14 protein-coding genes are annotated in these 17,151 nt (G+C 74.2%); 7 read left to right on the forward strand and 7 right to left on the reverse strand.

Annotated features, from left to right (window positions below; translation table 11 throughout):
* The first annotated feature begins 28 nt into the window (after nt 1–28).
* From sucD to purH, 5 genes are all read left to right on the forward strand, one after another.
* Entirely contained in the window at nt 29–922 is an 894-nt protein-coding gene (gene sucD, locus LG324_RS07155) for a succinate--CoA ligase subunit alpha (protein ID WP_404352714.1), read from the forward strand.
* Between the two features lie 194 nt (nt 923–1,116).
* Nucleotides 1,117–2,358, forward strand: coding sequence for a DUF6350 family protein (locus LG324_RS07160; RefSeq protein WP_404352715.1), 1,242 nt, complete (start codon nt 1,117–1,119; stop codon nt 2,356–2,358).
* 20 nt (nt 2,359–2,378) lie between these two features.
* Nucleotides 2,379–2,939: a phosphoribosylglycinamide formyltransferase gene (gene purN / locus LG324_RS07165; RefSeq protein ID WP_404353130.1), complete on the forward strand. Its 561-nt coding sequence runs from the start codon at nt 2,379–2,381 to the stop codon at nt 2,937–2,939.
* On the forward strand, nt 2,930–3,355 hold the full coding sequence (locus tag LG324_RS07170; protein WP_404352716.1) for a TIGR03618 family F420-dependent PPOX class oxidoreductase: 426 nt from the start codon (nt 2,930–2,932) through the stop codon (nt 3,353–3,355). The genes purN and LG324_RS07170 overlap by 10 nt, the downstream gene beginning before the upstream one ends.
* Nucleotides 3,356–3,501: 146 nt before the next feature.
* The gene (purH, locus tag LG324_RS07175) at nt 3,502–5,127 is read left to right on the forward strand and encodes a bifunctional phosphoribosylaminoimidazolecarboxamide formyltransferase/IMP cyclohydrolase (RefSeq protein WP_404352717.1); all 1,626 of its coding nucleotides are present in this window, start codon (nt 3,502–3,504) and stop codon (nt 5,125–5,127) included.
* Between the two features lie 40 nt (nt 5,128–5,167).
* Here the strand turns inward: purH and LG324_RS07180 are convergent, their stop codons facing one another.
* The 5 genes from LG324_RS07180 to LG324_RS07200 form a co-directional block, all read right to left on the reverse strand.
* Entirely contained in the window at nt 5,168–5,959 is a 792-nt protein-coding gene (locus tag LG324_RS07180; protein WP_404352718.1) for a formate/nitrite transporter family protein, read from the reverse strand.
* Nucleotides 5,960–6,271: 312 nt separating this feature from the next.
* Nucleotides 6,272–6,946: a DUF1989 domain-containing protein gene (locus tag LG324_RS07185; RefSeq protein ID WP_404352719.1), complete on the reverse strand. Its 675-nt coding sequence runs from the start codon at nt 6,944–6,946 to the stop codon at nt 6,272–6,274.
* Nucleotides 6,943–7,722 carry a guanitoxin biosynthesis heme-dependent pre-guanitoxin N-hydroxylase GntA gene (gene gntA, locus LG324_RS07190; protein WP_404352720.1) on the reverse strand — a complete coding sequence of 260 codons (780 nt, stop codon included), beginning with the start codon at nt 7,720–7,722 and terminating at the stop codon, nt 6,943–6,945. The genes LG324_RS07185 and gntA overlap by 4 nt, the downstream gene beginning before the upstream one ends.
* A gap of 106 nt (nt 7,723–7,828) precedes the next feature.
* A complete protein-coding gene (locus tag LG324_RS07195; protein ID WP_404352721.1) occupies nt 7,829–8,956 on the reverse strand; it encodes a ring-opening amidohydrolase in 1,128 nt (375 codons plus the stop codon).
* A 12-nt stretch (nt 8,957–8,968) separates the two neighbouring features.
* Entirely contained in the window at nt 8,969–9,904 is a 936-nt protein-coding gene (locus tag LG324_RS07200) for a carbamate kinase (protein WP_404352722.1), read from the reverse strand.
* Nucleotides 9,905–10,105: 201 nt separating this feature from the next.
* Between LG324_RS07200 and LG324_RS07205 the strand changes: the two genes are divergently transcribed.
* Nucleotides 10,106–11,041 (forward strand): DMT family transporter, encoded by a 936-nt coding sequence (locus LG324_RS07205; protein ID WP_404352723.1) that lies wholly within the window; start codon nt 10,106–10,108, stop codon nt 11,039–11,041.
* Nucleotides 11,042–11,140: 99 nt separating this feature from the next.
* On the opposite strand, the gene LG324_RS07210 is transcribed toward LG324_RS07205, so the two are convergent.
* Nucleotides 11,141–12,640, reverse strand: a complete 1,500-nt coding sequence (locus LG324_RS07210; RefSeq protein ID WP_404352724.1) for a carboxyl transferase domain-containing protein — start codon at nt 12,638–12,640, stop codon at nt 11,141–11,143.
* A complete protein-coding gene (locus tag LG324_RS07215) occupies nt 12,637–13,833 on the reverse strand; it encodes a CaiB/BaiF CoA-transferase family protein (protein ID WP_242525890.1) in 1,197 nt (398 codons plus the stop codon). Before LG324_RS07215 ends, LG324_RS07210 begins: the two co-directional genes overlap by 4 nt.
* A gap of 334 nt (nt 13,834–14,167) precedes the next feature.
* Between LG324_RS07215 and LG324_RS07220 the strand changes: the two genes are divergently transcribed.
* Complete coding sequence (locus tag LG324_RS07220; protein WP_404352725.1) at nt 14,168–17,080, forward strand: M36 family metallopeptidase; 2,913 nt, start codon at nt 14,168–14,170, stop codon at nt 17,078–17,080.
* Nucleotides 17,081–17,151 lie beyond the last annotated feature (71 nt).

Consider the following 17,151-nt stretch of genomic DNA (forward strand, 5'->3'; position numbering starts at 1 on the left):
AGCGAGCGAGAAGAGAGAACAGACACCCATGGCCATCTTCCTCACCGCGGACTCCAAGGTCATCGTCCAGGGCATGACCGGCTCCGAGGGCATGAAGCACACGCAGCGGATGCTGCGCTCCGGCACCGCCATCGTCGGCGGCGTCAACCCCCGCAAGGCGGGCACCGACGTCGAGTTCGAGGACGGCGTCTCCGTCCCCGTGTTCGGCACCGTCGCCGAGGCGATGGAGAAGACGGGCGCCGACGTCAGCGTCGCGTTCGTCCCCGCCGCCTTCACCAAGGCCGCCGCCGTCGAGGCGATCGACGCGGGCATCCCGCTGCTCGTCGTCATCACCGAGGGCGTCGCCGTCAAGGACACCGCGGAGTTCTACAACTACGCCGCGCAGAAGGGCGGCACCCGGATCATCGGCCCGAACTGCCCGGGCCTGATCAGCCCCGGCGCCTCCAACGCCGGCATCATCCCGGCCGACATCTCGGGCGGCGGCCGCATCGGCCTGGTCTCGAAGTCGGGCACGCTGACCTACCAGATGATGTACGAGCTGCGGGACTTCGGCTTCTCGTCCGCGGTCGGCATCGGCGGTGACCCGGTCATCGGGACGACGCACATCGACTGCCTCGAGGCGTTCGAGAACGACCCCGAGACCGACGCGATCGTCATGATCGGCGAGATCGGCGGTGACGCCGAGGAGCGCGCGGCGGCGTACATCAAGGACCACGTGACCAAGCCGGTCGTCGGCTACGTCGCGGGCTTCACCGCCCCCGAGGGCAAGACGATGGGCCACGCCGGCGCCATCGTGTCCGGCTCGTCCGGCACGGCGCAGGCGAAGAAGGAGGCCCTCGAGGCCGCCGGTGTCAAGGTCGGCAAGACGCCGTCCGAGACCGCCCAGCTGATGCGCGGCATCATGGAGTCGCTCGCCGGCTGACGCCACCGCGACCGACCGCCCGCTCGGGGTGCCCCCACCCCGTCGAGCGAACAGGACACGCCGCCCGCGCCCGTGCGCCGGCGGCGTGTCCTGTTCTCTCGACCGGTGGGCCCGACCCTGCTCCGTCGCCGACCCCGCCGCCGCACGGCGCGGCACCACGGCTCGCGGCTGACCGTGCCGCAGACTGGTCCGCGATGACCGTCACGGACCGCACCACGTCCTCACCGGCCGGCACCGAGCCCGCCGGTGGCCACGTCCACCCGCTGGCGCCCGGCTGGCGGCGCTCCGGGCTCATCGGCGTCGCGACCGGGCTCGTGTCCGCGGTGCTCGTCGTCGGGCCGGTCCTCGCGGCGTGGGCGGCCGACCCGCTCTCGAGCTCGGACGGGTCGTCGGCGACGGCGGTCGGCGCCTCGGCCTGGCTGCTCGCCGGCGGCGCCCACCTCGGGGTCGGGACCGCCACCATCGCCCTGACGCCCCTGTTGCTCCTCGGTGTCCTCGTGCTCGTCGCCCGCCTGGGCGCGCGCGAGGCGATGGTCCGGGTCAGCTCCGAGGGGGAGTGGTGGGCCGGCCTGCTGCCGCGCCCGCTGGCCGCCGCGGTCGGGGCCTGGTGGGCCGGCTACGCGGCCGTCGTCGGCATCGGCTGGGTGCTCGCCGCGAACGGCCCGCTGCCGCCCCGGCCCTGGACGCTGCTCCTGCCGGCGGTCCTCGTGCCCCTCGTGGGGCTCGGATACGCGCTGCGCGCCGTCGGCCGCGACGACCCCGACGTCCTCGGGCCGCGCCTGCTCCTCCCGCTGCCCGACAGCATCCGTCGCTCGGTCGGCCCGGGGCTCGCGGGCGCCGGCCTCCTGATCATGGTCGGGATGGTCGCCGTCCTCCTCGCGGTGCTCCTCGCGTGGCCGCGGGTCGTGTCGATCCAGTCCGACCTCGCCCCCTCCGGTGTCGGCGTCGCGGTGCTCCTCGCGGGGCAGCTGGCCGGCCTGGCCAACCTCGGCCTGTGGGTCGTCTCGTTCGTCGCCGGCCCGGGCTTCTCGGTCGTCGAGGGCGCTTCCGTCACGTGGGACGGCTCGGAGACGGGGTTGCTGCCGATGGTCCCCGCGCTCGGTGCGCTGCCCCAGCCGGGGCGCTTCCCGGGGCTCGTCGGCGTCGTCTGCGTGCTGCTCCTCGTCGGCGCCGGGATGTGGGTCGGGCGTCGCGCCGTCGCGACCGTGGCCCGGCTCGCCCGGCTGCGCACCAAGCTCGTCGTCGCCGTGTCCTCGTGCGTCGTCACGGCGCTCGCCATCGGGCTGCTCGACGCCGTCGGCGGCGGGTCGCTCGGGGCCTACCGGCTGTCGTCGGTCGGGGCCCCGGCCCTCGAGATGGCGCTCTCGGCGCTCGCGTGGCTCGTCGTCGGCGCCGTCCTCTTCGTCCTGCGTGACGCGTGGCGGCTGCGCCGGTGAGCGCGGGGTCAGGTGGCCCGCTGCGGCTGGCCGTGCTCGTCTCCGGCTCCGGGACCAACCTCCAGGCGGTCCTCGACGCCGGCGACGCGCCCCTCGAGGTCGTCGTCGTCGGAGCCGACCGCGACGGCACGCGCGGGGTCGAGCGGGCGCAGGAGCGCGGCATCCCGACGTTCGTCTGCCGGGTGCCCGACCACGACACCCGCGCCGACTGGGACGCCGCCCTCGCGCGCCTCGTCGCCGCCCACGACCCCGACCTCGTCGTGTCCGCGGGCTTCATGAAGGTGCTGGGGCCGGCCTTCCTCGAGGCGTTCCGGGTGGTCAACACCCACCCCGCTCTGCTGCCGAGCTTCCCGGGCGCGCACGGCGTGCGCGACGCGCTCGCCCACGGGGTCAAGGTCACCGGCTGCACCTGCCACTGGGTCGACGCGGGGGTCGACACCGGGCCGATCATCGACCAGCGCGCCGTGCGCGTCGAGGACGGCGACGACGCCGCCTCGCTGCACGAGCGCATCAAGGAGCAGGAGCGCGGGATGCTCGTCGACGTGCTGACCCGGCTCGCGCAGGACCGCTCGTGGCGCTGACCCCCGACGCGCTCGCGCCGAACGTCCTCGCCTTCCTCCGCGAACGCCACCTCGCGACCCTGACGACGCTGCGCCGCGACGGCAGCCCGCACAGCGTGCCGGTCGGCTTCACCTGGGACGAGGAGCTGCTCGTCGCCCGGGTCATCGCCGGGCGCTCGAGTGCGAAGGTCGTCCAGGCGCGGGCCGGACGTCGCGCGTCGCTCACCCAGCACGAGGGGCGGCGGTGGGTCACGTTCGAGGGGACGACCCGGGTGCTCGAGGACGCCGACGCCGTCCGCGACGCCGAGCAGCGCTACGCCGTCCGGTACCGACCGCCCCGGCCGAACCCCGAGCGGGTCGTCGTCGTCCTCGACGTCGACAGGGTGCTCGGCGGCTCCTGGCCCGACCCGCTGCCCCCGTCGCCCTACGCCCGCTGACCGGGAGCGTTTGGGCGGCGTCGCAGCACCTCGCTAGAGTGAAGACGACGACTGGCGCGGGTGGGTCACCACCGGGAAGTCTGCAGTCGGGGCATCGCCCGCCTGGGTGCTCCGGGACCGACCCCGTCGACCCCGAGGAGCCCTCCATGGCATCCGTCTCCGCCCCCGGCCCGACCCAGGACGTCCGCCTTGTGCGTCGCGCCCTCGTCTCCGTCTACGACAAGACCGGCCTGCCCGAGCTCGTGCAGGGCCTGCACGACGCCGGCGTCACGCTCGTCTCGACCGGCGGCAGCGCCGCGCTCATCGAGTCGCTCGGCCTGCCCGTCACGCGCGTCGAGGAGCTGACCGGCTTCCCCGAGTGCCTCGAGGGCCGCGTCAAGACCCTCCACCCGCACGTCCACGCCGGCCTGCTCGCCGACACGCGCAAGCCCGACCACCTCACGCAGCTCGAGGACCTCGGCGTCGAGGCGTTCGAGCTCGTCGTCGTCAACCTCTACCCCTTCCGCGAGACCGTGGCCTCCGGCGCGACGCCCGACGAGTGCGTCGAGCAGATCGACATCGGCGGCCCCTCGATGGTCCGCGCGGCCGCGAAGAACCACCCGAGCGTCGCGGTCGTCACCGACCCCGCGGCCTACGGTGTCGCCCTCGAGGCGGTGCGCTCCGGCGGCTTCACCCTCGAGCAGCGCAAGCGCCTCGCGGCCGAGGCGTTCGCGCACACCGCGAGCTACGACGTCGCCGTCGCCTCCTGGATGGGCAACGCCTACGCGGACACCTCGGACGGCACCGGCTTCCCGGCGTGGACCGGCGCGACCTGGGAGAAGTCCGCGGTCCTGCGCTACGGCGAGAACCCGCACCAGCGCGCCGCGCTCTACACGCACTGGCGGCCCGGCCTGGCGCAGTCCGAGCAGCTGGCCGGCAAGGAGATGTCGTACAACAACTACGTCGACGCCGACGCCGCGCTGCGCGCCGCGTACGACCACGGCGACCAGCCGACGGTCGCGATCATCAAGCACGCCAACCCGTGCGGCATCGCGGTCGGCGAGACGGTCGCCGAGGCGTACACCGCCGCGCACGACTGCGACCCGGTGTCGGCCTTCGGCGGCATCATCGCGACCAACCGCCCGGTGACCCGCGAGATGGCGCTGGCGACGAACGACGTCTTCAGCGAGGTGATCGTCGCGCCGGCGTTCGACGACGACGCCCTCGAGATCCTCCGCGAGAAGAAGAACCGCCGGCTGCTGCGCCTGCCCGAGGGCGTCGAGCGCTTCAGCGACCCGGTCGAGTTCCGCGCCGTCTCCGGCGGTGTGCTCCTGCAGGTCCGCGACGCGGTCGACGCCGTGGTCCGCGACGACCAGGGCGCCACGACCGGCGGCGACGACGCCGCGCACTGGCGCCTGGTGTCCGGCGACGCCGCCGACGAGCGCACGCTGACCGACCTCCAGTTCGCGTGGCGGGCGGTGCGCGCGGTCAAGTCCAACGCCATCCTCCTCGCCAAGGACGGCGCGTCCGTCGGCATCGGCATGGGCCAGGTCAACCGGGTCGACTCCTGCCACCTCGCGGTGACCCGCGCGGGGGCGCAGCGGGCGCGCGGCTCGGTCGCGGCGTCGGACGCGTTCTTCCCGTTCGCCGACGGCCTCCAGGTGCTGCTCGACGCCGGCGTCCGCGCGGTCGTGGCGCCCGGCGGCTCGATGCGCGACCCCGAGGTCGTCGCCGCCGCGCAGGCCGCCGGCGTGACGATGTACTTCACCGGCACCCGCCACTTCGCGCACTGACGGGTCGCGCCCCCGGCCGCGGGTCGGGGGCGGGCGCGGGTCAGGCCGTCGCCGACCGCTCGCGCTCGTCCTCGACCCGCGGCGCGGAGCGCACGAGCCGCAGGAACGTCACGAAGCCGACGCCCCCGACGACGTTGCCGAGGCTCGCCCACACGAGCGCGGTGAGGAACTGCCCGATCGTGATGTCGGAGCCCGCGATCGCCGCACCGATGATGAGGATCTGGTCGAGCACGGCGTGGAAGAGCTCGGCGCCGACGAGCACCGCGCTGAAGAGGATCGCGGGGACGATCTTGACGCCCATGCTGTCGGTGCTGTTCTGCATCCGGGTCATCAGGGTGATGACGAGGCCGCCGAGCACGGCGAGCATGAAGCTCTTGGCGCTGATGCCCAGCTCGGCGTAGTGCTCGCCCGTCTCGCGGGTCACCTCGGCGAGGTCGGGCCGGGCGACGAGGATGACCCAGATGATGACCGCGCCGCCGGCGACGTTCGTCAGGAGCGTGACGACCCACAGGCGCAGCAGCCGGCCCCAGTTGCCCTTCTCGGCGACTGCCGTGGTCACGGGCACGAGGAAGTTCTCGGTGAACAGCTCGCTGCGCGCGAGGAGCAGCGCCACGAACCCGACCGAGAACGCGAGCGCGGCGAGCAGCTGGCTGCCCGTCTCGTGCTTGACGACGAGGTAGGCGAGGATGCCGACGCCGACGTCGATGCCGCCGAGCAGGCCGGTCGGCAGCAACGTCCAGATCGGTCGCTCCAGCCGGTCGCGCCCCTCCTCGAGCAGTCGCTCGAAGGCCTCGTCGATCTCCTCGTCGGGCTGCTCCTCGGCGGTGTCCACGACCGGAACCTACCGCCCCCGGCCCCCTGCCGACCCCACGCGTTCGCGGGAGGGGCGTGGGCGTCGGAGGGGTGGGGGACTCAGAGGGGGAGGAGACCGTCCGTCCGTGCGCCGAGGAGCCCGCTCCACTGGCACCCGGTCCAGAGCTCCAGCCGGGCGGGGGCGCCGCAGCCGCTCCGGCTCCGACCGTCCGTTTCGACCGACCCCGAGCCCCGCTCCTCTCCGCGAACGCGTGTGAAACCGCCGGGCTTCCCCGGCGGTTCCACACGCGTTCGCGAAAGGGGGGCGGGAGAGAGAGGGGGGAGTCGCGGGTCAGCGGGGGGCGGCGTCGACGCGGTAGTCGATGGGGGTGCAGCGGCCGTTGTTCGACTTCTCCGCCGAGCAGGCGGTGACGGCGGCGACGAGCGGCTCGCGCGCCTCGATGGTGAAGCGGTCGCCCGGACGGGTCGGCGGCGGGTCGATGTGCAGCTCACCGCGCTCGTCGGTCCAGACGTCCATGAACACGTTGAGCGTCACCCCGACCCGGTCCGCGTCGACGCCGTACGGCTCGAGGGCGCCGACGATGTTCGCGAAGCAGCTGGGGTGCGGGGCGCCGTCGAACTCGGGGTAGAGGACGTCGAAGGTCGCCTGGCTGCACGGGGTGAGGGTGAGGTCGTGGACCCCGACCGTGTCGTCGACGACCTCGGCGAGGATGCCCGAGCGGTTGCTCCAGAGCATCGAGCCGGTCGAGACGTAGATGCTGTTGCCGAAGTCCGTCGTCCGGCCGGACGAGAACTGCTCCGCGACGTCGTCGGACCGCACGAGGTAGAGGTCGCTCACCTGCTCGCCGCACGGGTCGAGGAGGGTCAGCCGGTCACCGGGGGCGAGCTCGACGGCCACGCCGGTCTGCGGGCCGATGCGGTGCCACCCGTCCGCGGGGCCGTCGACCCCGCCGGCGTACGGCGGCGGCGCGGAGGCACGGGGGAAGCGGGTGCGGGCGGGGTTCATGCGGGCTCCTCGACGGGGGCGGGCTGCGGGGTGGAGTGCGGGGCGAAGGGCGGGGTCCAGTCGGCGGGCACGGCGCGGCCGGAGTACTGGCGGGCCTCGGACGCCGTGCCGTGGTCGGCGACCATCGGGTTGACGCCACCCTGGAGGTGGGTGTCCCGACGACGGATGGTGTCACGCATCCGCTGGTAGCGGCCGTCGGCCCGCAGGCGCTCGAACTGGTCGTGCAGGTTGAAGACGAGGGTCGGCACGGGCGCGCGGCGCGCGATGCGGGAGGCGCCGGGGTGCAGGCCGACGACGAAGAACGGGGTGCCGCCGTGGCTGAAGGCGAAGTGCGGGTCGCCGGGGTCGGCCGCGACGTGGCCGGGCCAGGGCCGGTCGTCCTGGGCGTGCAGGTGGCGCAGCGCCGCCCACAGCTGCTCCTCGAAGCCGCGCTCGTCGGCCCGCGGCCCCCGGAAGCAGACGACGAACGAGACGAGGTCCCCGTCGGGGTCGGCGGCGGCCGCGAACGACCGCAGCCGCCGGCCCAGCTCGTCGAGCGACCCGCCGGGCCGGTCGTCGATCAGGTCGTCGAGGACGTGCGGAGTGACGGCATCCCGACGGAACACCGACCGGGCTCCCAGACAGGGGTACTCGGGGTGGGCGACCATCTCGGCGAGGGCGTCGATGACGGCGGTGTCCGGGGCGGTGGCGAGCTCGTCGGCGCGCGAGGGGTCGAGCAGCCCGGGCGGGGGCGCCGGCGGAGGGGTGGGGGACGGCGAGGATGCGGTGTGGCTCACCCGCGGCCGGTACCCCATCCGTCCCCGGTCATGCGTCAGCGCCCCAGACGTGCAGGAGCCGGCCCTGCCGCAGGGGGTGCAGGGCCGGCTCCGGTTCGGGGGTGCGTCAGGCGCGGTAGCCGGTGGGCTCGTCGCCGAGGTCGATGATCGCCGCGACCGGGCCGCCGCCCTCGGGGCCCTGGTGGGCGGCCGAGACGGAGACGAACACGGCCGGGTCGCCGGTGACCGACGCGGTGACGCCGCCGACGCAGGACTTGATCTGGCGGTGCCAGTGCACGTCCGAGTCGTCGAGCATCGCGTTGCGGCGGCCCCGGACGGTGCCGTCCTGGCTCGCCTCGCACTTGAGGAAGACGTTGACGAGGCGGCCGCCGAGGTCGCTGCGGTGCGGGCGCTCGGGCAGGTCGAGCCCGGCGTCCTTGATCGCGGCCCAGATGCCGTCCTGGTCGAGCGCGTCGTTCATCACCGAGTGGCCGATGCGGTAGCGACCGCCGACCCCGCGGGCGTTGCCGACGACGACGACCTGCGCCTGGTCGAGCTCGACGCCCGAGGAGCACGAGGCGACCGAGGAGTACAGGTCGCGGTTGTGCATGACGTCGGCGTCGGTCGGCATCTCGATCTCGCCGAGGGCGACGGCGATGCCGAGCGCGGTGCAGCCGTTGGAGAGGTCCATCGACTCGTGCGTGTGCTCGGTCCAGACCTTCTGGCCGCGGGACTTCGCGTCGCGGATCGTGTGGATGGTGAGCAGCGGCGTCTTCGTCTGGACGTAGTGGACGTCGGCCGGGTCGGTGATGCCGGCCCGCTCCATCGCGACCTTGACCGCGGCGGCGACCTTCTCGACCATCGGCAGGTAGCCGATCTCCTCGGGGGCCAGCTGCTCGCTCATCGCGAAGCCGACGGTGAGGCGCGGCTCGTCGGTCTGCGGCGCCTGCTCGGCGGGGACGGTCGCGAAGACGGTGGCGTGGGGGCTGATGACGCCGTCGGTGCCGCCCGACCAGACGATCGGGATCTCCTTGACCTTGGCCGGGTCGGCGCCCTTCTCGACGAGGATCTCGCGGAAGGCGCGGTCGGCGATGATGCGCGTGTAGTCGTTGACCCCGCCGTTGCCCTCGGTCTTCCCGATGACGGCGATGACGCGGTCGGCCTCCATGACGCCGGCGTCGATGAGCTTGCCGAGCTCGGAGGCGTCGGAGACGGTGTGCAGCGGGACCTTGCGGACCTCGATGGCGTCGGGCACGGGATGTTCCTCTCAGTCGGGTTCGACGACGGTGCCGAAGCCGCCGTCGACGGCGTCGGTGATGTGGGTGAGCGAGGTGATGACGCCGCGCGGTCCCCCGGCGGCGACGAAGCGCGAGACGGCCTCGACCTTGGGGCCCATCGAGCCGGACGCGAACTCGCCGGTGGCGGCGAGGTCGTGCAGCTCGGAGAGGGTGACCCGGCCGAGGTCGCGCTGCTGCGGGGTGCCGAAGCCGACCGCGGCGTGGTCGACGTCGGTGGCGATGACGAGGACGTCGGCGCCGAGCGAGCGGGCGAGCAGCGCGGCGGTGAGGTCCTTGTCGATGACGGCCTCGACGCCGCGCAGGGTGCCGTCGGCGTCGCGGACGACGGGGATGCCGCCGCCGCCGGCCGTGACGACGACGTAGCCGGCGTCGAGGAGCGTGCGGGCGGCCGGGACGTCGAGGACCTCGAGCGGCTCGGGGCTGGCGACGACCCGCCGCCAGCCGCGCTCGCCGCGGTCCTGCCAGACCTGGCCGTGCTCGACCATGCGCCGGGCCGCGTCGGCGTCGACGTAGCGGCCGACCGGCTTCGTGGGGTGCGTGAAGCCGGGGTCCTCGCGGTCGACGAGCGTGCGGGTGACGAGGGCCGCGACGGGCCGCGGGGTGCCCGCGGCGGCGAGGGCGGCGTCGAGCGCGTCGAGAATCGTGAAGCCGAGGGTCCCCTGCGTCTGGGCGCCGCACCAGTCCAGCGGCACCGGCGGGACGACGTGCGCGGCGAGCTCGTTCTTGACGAGCAGGTTGCCGACCTGCGGGCCGTTGCCGTGCGTGACGACGACCTCGTGGCCGGCCGCGACGAGGCGGGCGGCGGCGCCCATCGCCTCGGTCACCGCGGCGATCTGCGCGGCGGGGGTCGCGCTGCCGTCGGGGCCGGTCATCGCGTTGCCGCCGAGGGCCAGGAGGACCCGCATCCGTCACCTCGCTCCCTGATCCGCCGGACGGGGTGCCCGGGAGACCGACCCTAGGGAGCCGGGACGCGGCCCCGCGTTGGCAGGTTCTGCCCAAGGGCGGGCCGGGCGTTGGCAGTCCGACGTCGACCGCCGGTGTCTCGTCCCTCGACATCTCGCGGGGCCGGTGGTGGCCGCGGAGCGCGCGTGGTCCACGCTGTGTCCATGACCGACCGGACGTCCGACCGCACCTGGCTCGTCGCCCTCGCCGCCTCGCTCTGGGGCCTGTCCTCGCTGTGGCGTGGACCGCTCGCCGCGGAGTACCCCGCCCTCGCCGTCGTCCTGTGGGAGCACCTCGTCCTCGTCGTGCTCACCCTGCCGTGGCTCGTGCCCGCGCTGCGGCGGCTGCGGACGACGTCCCTGCGCACGAAGGTGAGCGTCGTCGTCATCGGCGCCGGGTCGTCGGCGCTCGCGACGACCCTGTTCACGGCGGCCTTCCGCACCGGCGACCCGATCACGCCGCAGGTGCTCCAGAAGCTCCAGCCGCTCATCGCCATCGCGCTCGCGGCGCTGCTGCTCGGCGAGCGGCTGCGCCCGGTCTACGCGGTGTTCGCCGTGCCGGCGCTCGTCGGGGCGTGGCTGCTGGCCTTCCCCGACCCGCTGGCCGTCAGCGTCTCGAGCGCCACGGCAGCGCTGCTGGCCGTCGGCGCCGCGGCGCTGTGGGCGGCGGGGACGGTGCTCGGGCGCGCGGCGTCCGCCGAGCTGCGCTTCTCGGACCTCACGGCGCTGCGCTTCGCCTTCGGCCTCTTGACGCTCGCGGTGACGGCCGGGCTGACCGGCACGCCGGTGCTGCTCGGCTCGGACGCGGTCGTCAACATCCTCCTGCTGGCCCTCGTGCCGGGGCTGCTCGCGCTCGTCCTGTACTACCGCGCGCTCGGGCGGACGCCGGCGTCGCGGGCGACCCTCGCCGAGCTGGCCTTCCCGCTGTCGGCGGCGCTCGTCGGCGTCGTGTGGCTCGGGGCGAGCCCCAGCGCGACGCAGTGGCTCGGCTTCGCGGTCGTGCTGGTGTCCGTCGTCGGGCTGGCGCTCAACGAGCAGCGTGCGCGGCGGCCCTCCGTCGTCGCTCCGGCGCGCGCGCAGGACGCCCTCCCGGTCGCCTGACCTCCCCGGGGGGTTTCCGACTTCTTGCGAGTTCCGCCGCCGACACGCCGCTGACGCGGCGCGTCGGCGGCGGAACTCGCAATCAGTGGGGGACGGGGGTCAGAGGGCGCGCCAGCGGTCGTGGCGGGCGGTGAGCCGGGCCGCGTCGTCGAGCGCCGCGAGCTCGGCCAGCTCGTGCCGGACGGCCTGCGCGAGCCGGCGGCAGAACGCCTCGGGCTCGTCGGCGGCGTCGGGGTGCTCGGCCACGACGCGGTCGACGATGCCCGCGCGCAGCAGGTCGAGCGAGCGCACGCGCTGCTGGTCGGCGAGCTCCGGAGCGCGCTCGGTCGTGCGGTGGAGGATGGCCGAGGCACCCTCCGGCGGCAGCGGCGAGAGCCAGGAGTGCTGCGCCGCGAGCACGCGGTCGGCGGGCATCAGCGCGAGCGCCCCGCCCCCGGTGCCCTGGCCGAGCAGGACGCAGACCGTCGGGACGGGCAGCGTGACGAGCTCGGCGATGCACCGCGCGATCTCGCCGGCCAGGCCACCCTCCTCGGCGGCCTTCGACAGGGCGGCGCCGGCGGTGTCGATGAGGCTGACCAGCGGCAGCCCGAGCTCGGTCGCGAGCTTCATCCCGCGCCGGGCCACCCGCAGCCCGGACGGCCCGAGCGGCGCCTCGAGCGCCTCGGCCCGGCGGTCCTGGCCGAGGACGACGCACGTCGCGCCGTCGAAGCGGGCGAGCGCGAGGAAGAGACTGCGGTCCCACTCGCCGGCGCCGGTGCCGAACAGCGGCAGCACGTCGGACGCGCCGAGCCGCAGCAGGGCGCGGATGCCCGGCCGCTCCGGGCGGCGGGAGCGCGTGACGGAGTCCCAGGCCGGGACGTCCGCGAGCGGTTCCTTCGGCACGTCGGGCACCGGGGTCAGCTCGCGCGGCGCCGCGAGGATGTCGAGGAAGCGGCCGGCGATCTCGGTCAGCGCCTCGACGGGCAGCACGGCGTCCAGCAGGCCGTGGGCGTAGAGGTTCTCGGCGACCTGCACGTCCTGGGGGAAGGGCTCGTCGTACAGCGCCTCGTAGACGCGCGCGCCGAGGAAGCCGATGGTCGCCCCCGGCTCGGCGACGGTCACGTGGCCGAGCGACCCCCACGACGCGAGGACGCCACCGGTCGTCGGGTGCCGCAGGTAGGTGATGTACGGCAGCCGGGCGGCCTTGAACGCGGCGACGGCGCCGCTGATCTTCACCATCGTCACGAAGGCCGGCGTGCCCTCCTGCATCCGCGTGCCGCCGGAGGAGGGGGCGGCGAACAGGGGCAGCCGCTCGGCGGTGGCGCGCTCGAAGGCGGCGGTTACACGCTCGGCGGCGGCCCGGCCGATCGAGCCGGCGAGGAAGCGGAACTCGCCGACGACGACCGCGACCCGGTGACCGCCGATGCACCCCTCGCCGGTGACGATGGACTCGTCGGTGCCGGCGCGCTCGGCCGCGGCGGCCAGGTCGGCGGCGTACTCGCTACCGGGCTCCGCGACCCTCAGGGGCGCCTCGTCCCACGAGGTGAAGCTGCCCGCGTCGAGCACGGCGTCGAGCAGCTCGTGGGCGCCGGGCCGGCGCGCCCGCGCCTCGGCGGTCACGGGCGGCCCCCTTCGGCCGCGTCGGCCGCGTCCGCCTCGTCGAGCCAGGCACGGACCGTGGCGTCGTGCTCGCCGAGACCGGGGGGCGGCTGGTGGGTGTCACGACCGCCGCCGAAGGCGTTGTCGTCGAACCGGATCGGCGGACCGGGCAGCTCGATGCGCCCGAGCACTGGGTGCTCGACGTCGATGACGAGTCCCTGCGAGCGGGTCTGCTCCCAGTCGTAGACCTCGTCGATGGAGCGCACCTTGCCCGACGGGATGCCGAGCTCGGCGAGCCGGGACAGCAGCTCCTCGGCGCGCCACGACGCGAAGGCGGCGTCGATGACCTCGACGAGGTGAGCGCGGTTGCCGACACGGGCGGAGTTGGTGGCGAGCAGGGGGTCGGCGGGGTCGATGTCGAACGCCTCCGCGAAGCGCACCCAGAGGCCCTGCGAGCCGACGGCCACCTGCACCGGGCCGTCGCTCGCGTGGAAGAGACCGTACGGCGCGAGCGACGGGTGGTGGTTGCCCTGCGCCCGACCGACCTGTCCCGCAACGGTGTACGCGGTGCCCTGGAAGGCGTGCACTCCGACGACCGAGGCGAGCAGCGAGGTGCGCACGACGCGCCCGCGGCCGGTCAGCTCACGCTCGCGCAGGGCGGTGGCCACGCCGAACGCGCCGTGCAGCCCGGCCAGCAGGTCGCCGATCGGCACGCCGACGCGCTGCGGCTCGTCGGGCCCGGTGCCGGTCACCGACATCAGGCCGGCCTCGCCCTGGGCGATCTGGTCGTAGCCGGGGCGGCCGCCCTCGGGTCCGTCGTGGCCGAACCCGCTGATGGCGAGGACGACGAGCCCGGGGTTGAGCTCGTGGAGGCGCTCGACGTCGAACCCGAGCCGGTCGAGGACACCCGGGCGGAAGTTCTCGATGAGCACGTCGGCGTGACGCACGAGGCGGGTCAGCGTCTCGCGGCCGTCGTCGGACTTGAGGTCGAGGACGATCGACTCCTTGTTGCGGTTGCACGAGAGGAAGTACGTCGACACCGGGTCGTCCTCGGGACCGACGAAGGGCGGTCCCCATCCGCGGGTGTCGTCACCGGTCGGGGACTCGACCTTGACGACGCGGGCGCCCATGTCGCCGAGGAGCATCGCAGCGTGGGGGCCGGCGAGGGCGCGCGAGAGGTCGACGACGGTGATGCCGTCCAGCGGTCCGGTCACGGGTGGGGCTCCTCGGTGCTCGGGGCGGTGCGCCGACGGGGTGGGGCGTCGGCGTCTCGTCAACCTAGCCGCCGGGAGGAGGGCGCCCATCGTCGTCCCGAGCCCGTGAACCGGCCGATCCGCTGGCACCTTCTGCCAGTCCGGCGGCCGGCGAACCCGCGGCCTGACGAAGACTTGACCAAGACTTGGTCTCTCACAGGTTCTTCTCAGGAGCTCCAGCGGGTTGTGTGGACGGCACGCGACGGGGCCGGGGCAGGGGCCGTCGTCCGCCGGGACCCGGTGGACCACGGAGCCCGGTGCTTCCCGTGGCGACCCCCCACCGAGGAGCATCCGGATGAGACGCAGGAACCCAGCGACCCGCGCGGTCGCGACCGGCCTGACCGCCGCCGTCGCGCTGAGCCTGGCGGTGACCGCCCAGCAGGCGGCCGCCGCGGAGGAGGGGCCGGCCGACATCGTGTCGACCCCGCCCGGCGAGAGCGACCACGACCACGGCCTGCCCGACCTCGACACGCGGACCGGCTCGGCCGCGCCGTCGTCGGCGCAGCGCTCGTCGGCGCAGCGCTCGACCGACACCGGGCGCGCATCGGGTGCGAAGTCGGTGACCTGGAACCGGTTCGGTGCGCCGGCCAGCTACGTGCTCGACGGCACCTCACCGGTCGCGCGCGGACTCGCGAAGGACCCCGAGACCGCGGCCCGCGACTTCCTCGCCGGCGAGCGGGCGGCCTTCGGGCTGACGAGCGACCAGCTGGACGACGTCGAGCTCGTCGGCACCAACCGCATCGGCGACGCCACCGTCGTCCTGCTGCGGCAGACCTTCGGCGGTGTCTCCGCGGGCCTCGACGGCATGGTCGCCGTGGCGGTCCAGAACGGGTCGGTCCGCTACGTCAGCTCGACCTTCACCCCCGACGCCGCGGCCCCGGCCGCCGCGAAGGTCTCGGAGAAGGCGGCCGTCGCCGCGGCGGCCCGCAGCGTCGGCGCCGACGCCGGGTCGCTCGTCTCGGAGCGCACCGAGGAGGTCGCGGTCCCGGTGCCCGGCAAGGACCCCCGGCGTGCATTCCGCGTCGAGATGGTCGTCGACGCGGAGACCGCGTACAGCATCCACGTCGACGCCGTGACCGGGAAGGTCATCGCCCGCGAGAACCTCGTCGACGCCGACAGCGACAACCCGCGCTGGAAGGTCTTCACCGGCACGCCGCTGACCGACCGCTCCTCCACCGACACCCGCAGCACCTTCTGCTGGGTCGCCGCCGAGGGGTGCGACGAGGTCGTCGCGAGCCCGGCCTCCCCGAAGGCGTGGGACGTCGACCCCTCGACGAACATCAGCACGTTCACGACGAACGGCAACAACGCGCTGACCTACGAGCAGTGGCGTACGACGCCCGGCCTCACGGCGACCCCGAAGGCCGACCGCAACTACGTCTACGACTGGACCAACGTCTGGCAGACGAGCAAGTGCGACCCCGCCGCGTACTCCAGCCCGACCCGCAACGACATCGACGCGGCGACGGCCAACCTCTTCGCGATGCACAACCGGATGCACGACTGGTCCTACCGGCTGGGCTTCACCGAGTCGGCGTGGAACCTCCAGCGCGACAACTACGGCAAGGGCGGCACGGGCGGTGACCCGGAGGTCGGGCGCGCCCAGTCCGGGGCCCAGGTCGGCCTGCGCAACAACGCGAACCAGCTGACCCTCGGCGACGGCGGCACCGTGTACTCGAACATGTACATGTGGCAGCCGGTCGCGGGCTCGTTCTACGCCCCGTGCGTCGACGGCTCGTTCGACATGTCGGTCATCGGCCACGAGTACGGCCACGCCATCAGCAACCGGATGGCGGGCGGCCCGGTCCAAGGCCTGTCCGGTCTTCAGGCCGGCGGCATGGGCGAGAGCTGGTCGGACCTCATGGCGATGGAGTACCTGCAGGAGAACGGCTACGCGCCGCTCGGCGGCGAGGCGACCCCGATGGGCGCCTACGTCACCGGCAACCCGCAGCAGGGCATCCGCAACTACAACATGGGGCAGAGCCCGCTCAACTACTCGAACGTCGGCTACGACCTCACCGGTCCGCAGGTGCACGCGGACGGCGAGATCTGGTCCGCGACGAACAACGACATCCGGGCGGCGTTCCTCGACCGCTACGGGCTCGGGGACGCCGCGACCCAGAAGGCCTGCGCCGACGGCGAGCGTGCCGCCGCGCAGTGCCCGGGCAACCGGCGCTGGATCCAGCTCGTCTTCGACTCGTGGCTGCTCATGCCGAGCGGCGCCGTCTCGATGGTCGACGCCCGCGACCGGATGCTCGCCGCCGACCTCCTGCGCTTCGGCGGGGCCAACCAGGACCTGCTGTGGAACGCGTTCGCCGCCCGCGGCCTCGGACAGGGCGCGACCTCGGCGGGTTCCGGTGACACGCAGCCTGTCCCGAGCTTCGCCTCGGCGTACGCGAAGGACGCGACGCTGCGGTTCAGCCCGACCGACGAGGAGGGGCGCCCGGTTGTCGGCGCCAAGCTCTACGTCGGCGAGTACACGGCCCGCTCGCGCCCGGTGGCCGACACCGACCCCGCGACCGCGCTCGGTGACACGTTCTCGATCGCCCCGGGCGAGCGGACGTACACCGCGTGGGCGCAGGGCCACGGGCAGGTCCGGGTCACGCTGACGGCCAAGCCGAACCAGACCCGCAACCTCCCGGTCAAACTGCGCGACAACCTCGCCAGCGCGATCCGCGGGGCCACCGTGACCGGCGAGGGCGTCAACCTCGGCAAGCTCGTCGACGACGACGAGGGCACGACGGCGACGACGGTCGACCGCCCGACGGCGGCGCAGAAGGCGTTCACCGTCGACCTCGCGGGTGGCCGCCAGGTCGTCCGCCGGGTCCAGGTCAGCTCCCTGCCGGAGCCCGGGGTCGTGGGCCGCTTCCAGGCGCTGCGCCAGTTCCAGGTGCTCGCCTGCGACGCCCGCGGCCGGGTCGACTGCTCGCGCGACGCCGACTACCGCCCGGTGTGGACCTCGCCGGCCGACGCGTTCCCCGCCGGGGTCCCGCGGCCGACGGCGCCGGCGCTCAAGATGCGCTCGTTCGACATCCCGCAGACCGCGGCCACCCACCTGCGGTTCGTGGCCGTCGCCAACCAGTGTCAGGGCGGACCGGCGTACGCCGGTGAGCAGGACAACGACCCGGCCAACGCGACCGACTGCGCCACGAACTACAGCGGCGCCGAGAAGGTCGGCATCTCGGAGGTGCAGGTCTTCCGCCGCTGAGGCACCTGCCATCGTCGGAGTCGAGTGCGGAAGTGGTTGCCTTGGGCGCCACTTCCGCACTCGACCGTGTG

This window comes from Phycicoccus jejuensis (genome assembly GCF_044797865.1).
In the GTDB taxonomy this organism is placed as follows: Bacteria; Actinomycetota; Actinomycetes; order Actinomycetales; family Dermatophilaceae; genus Phycicoccus; species Phycicoccus jejuensis.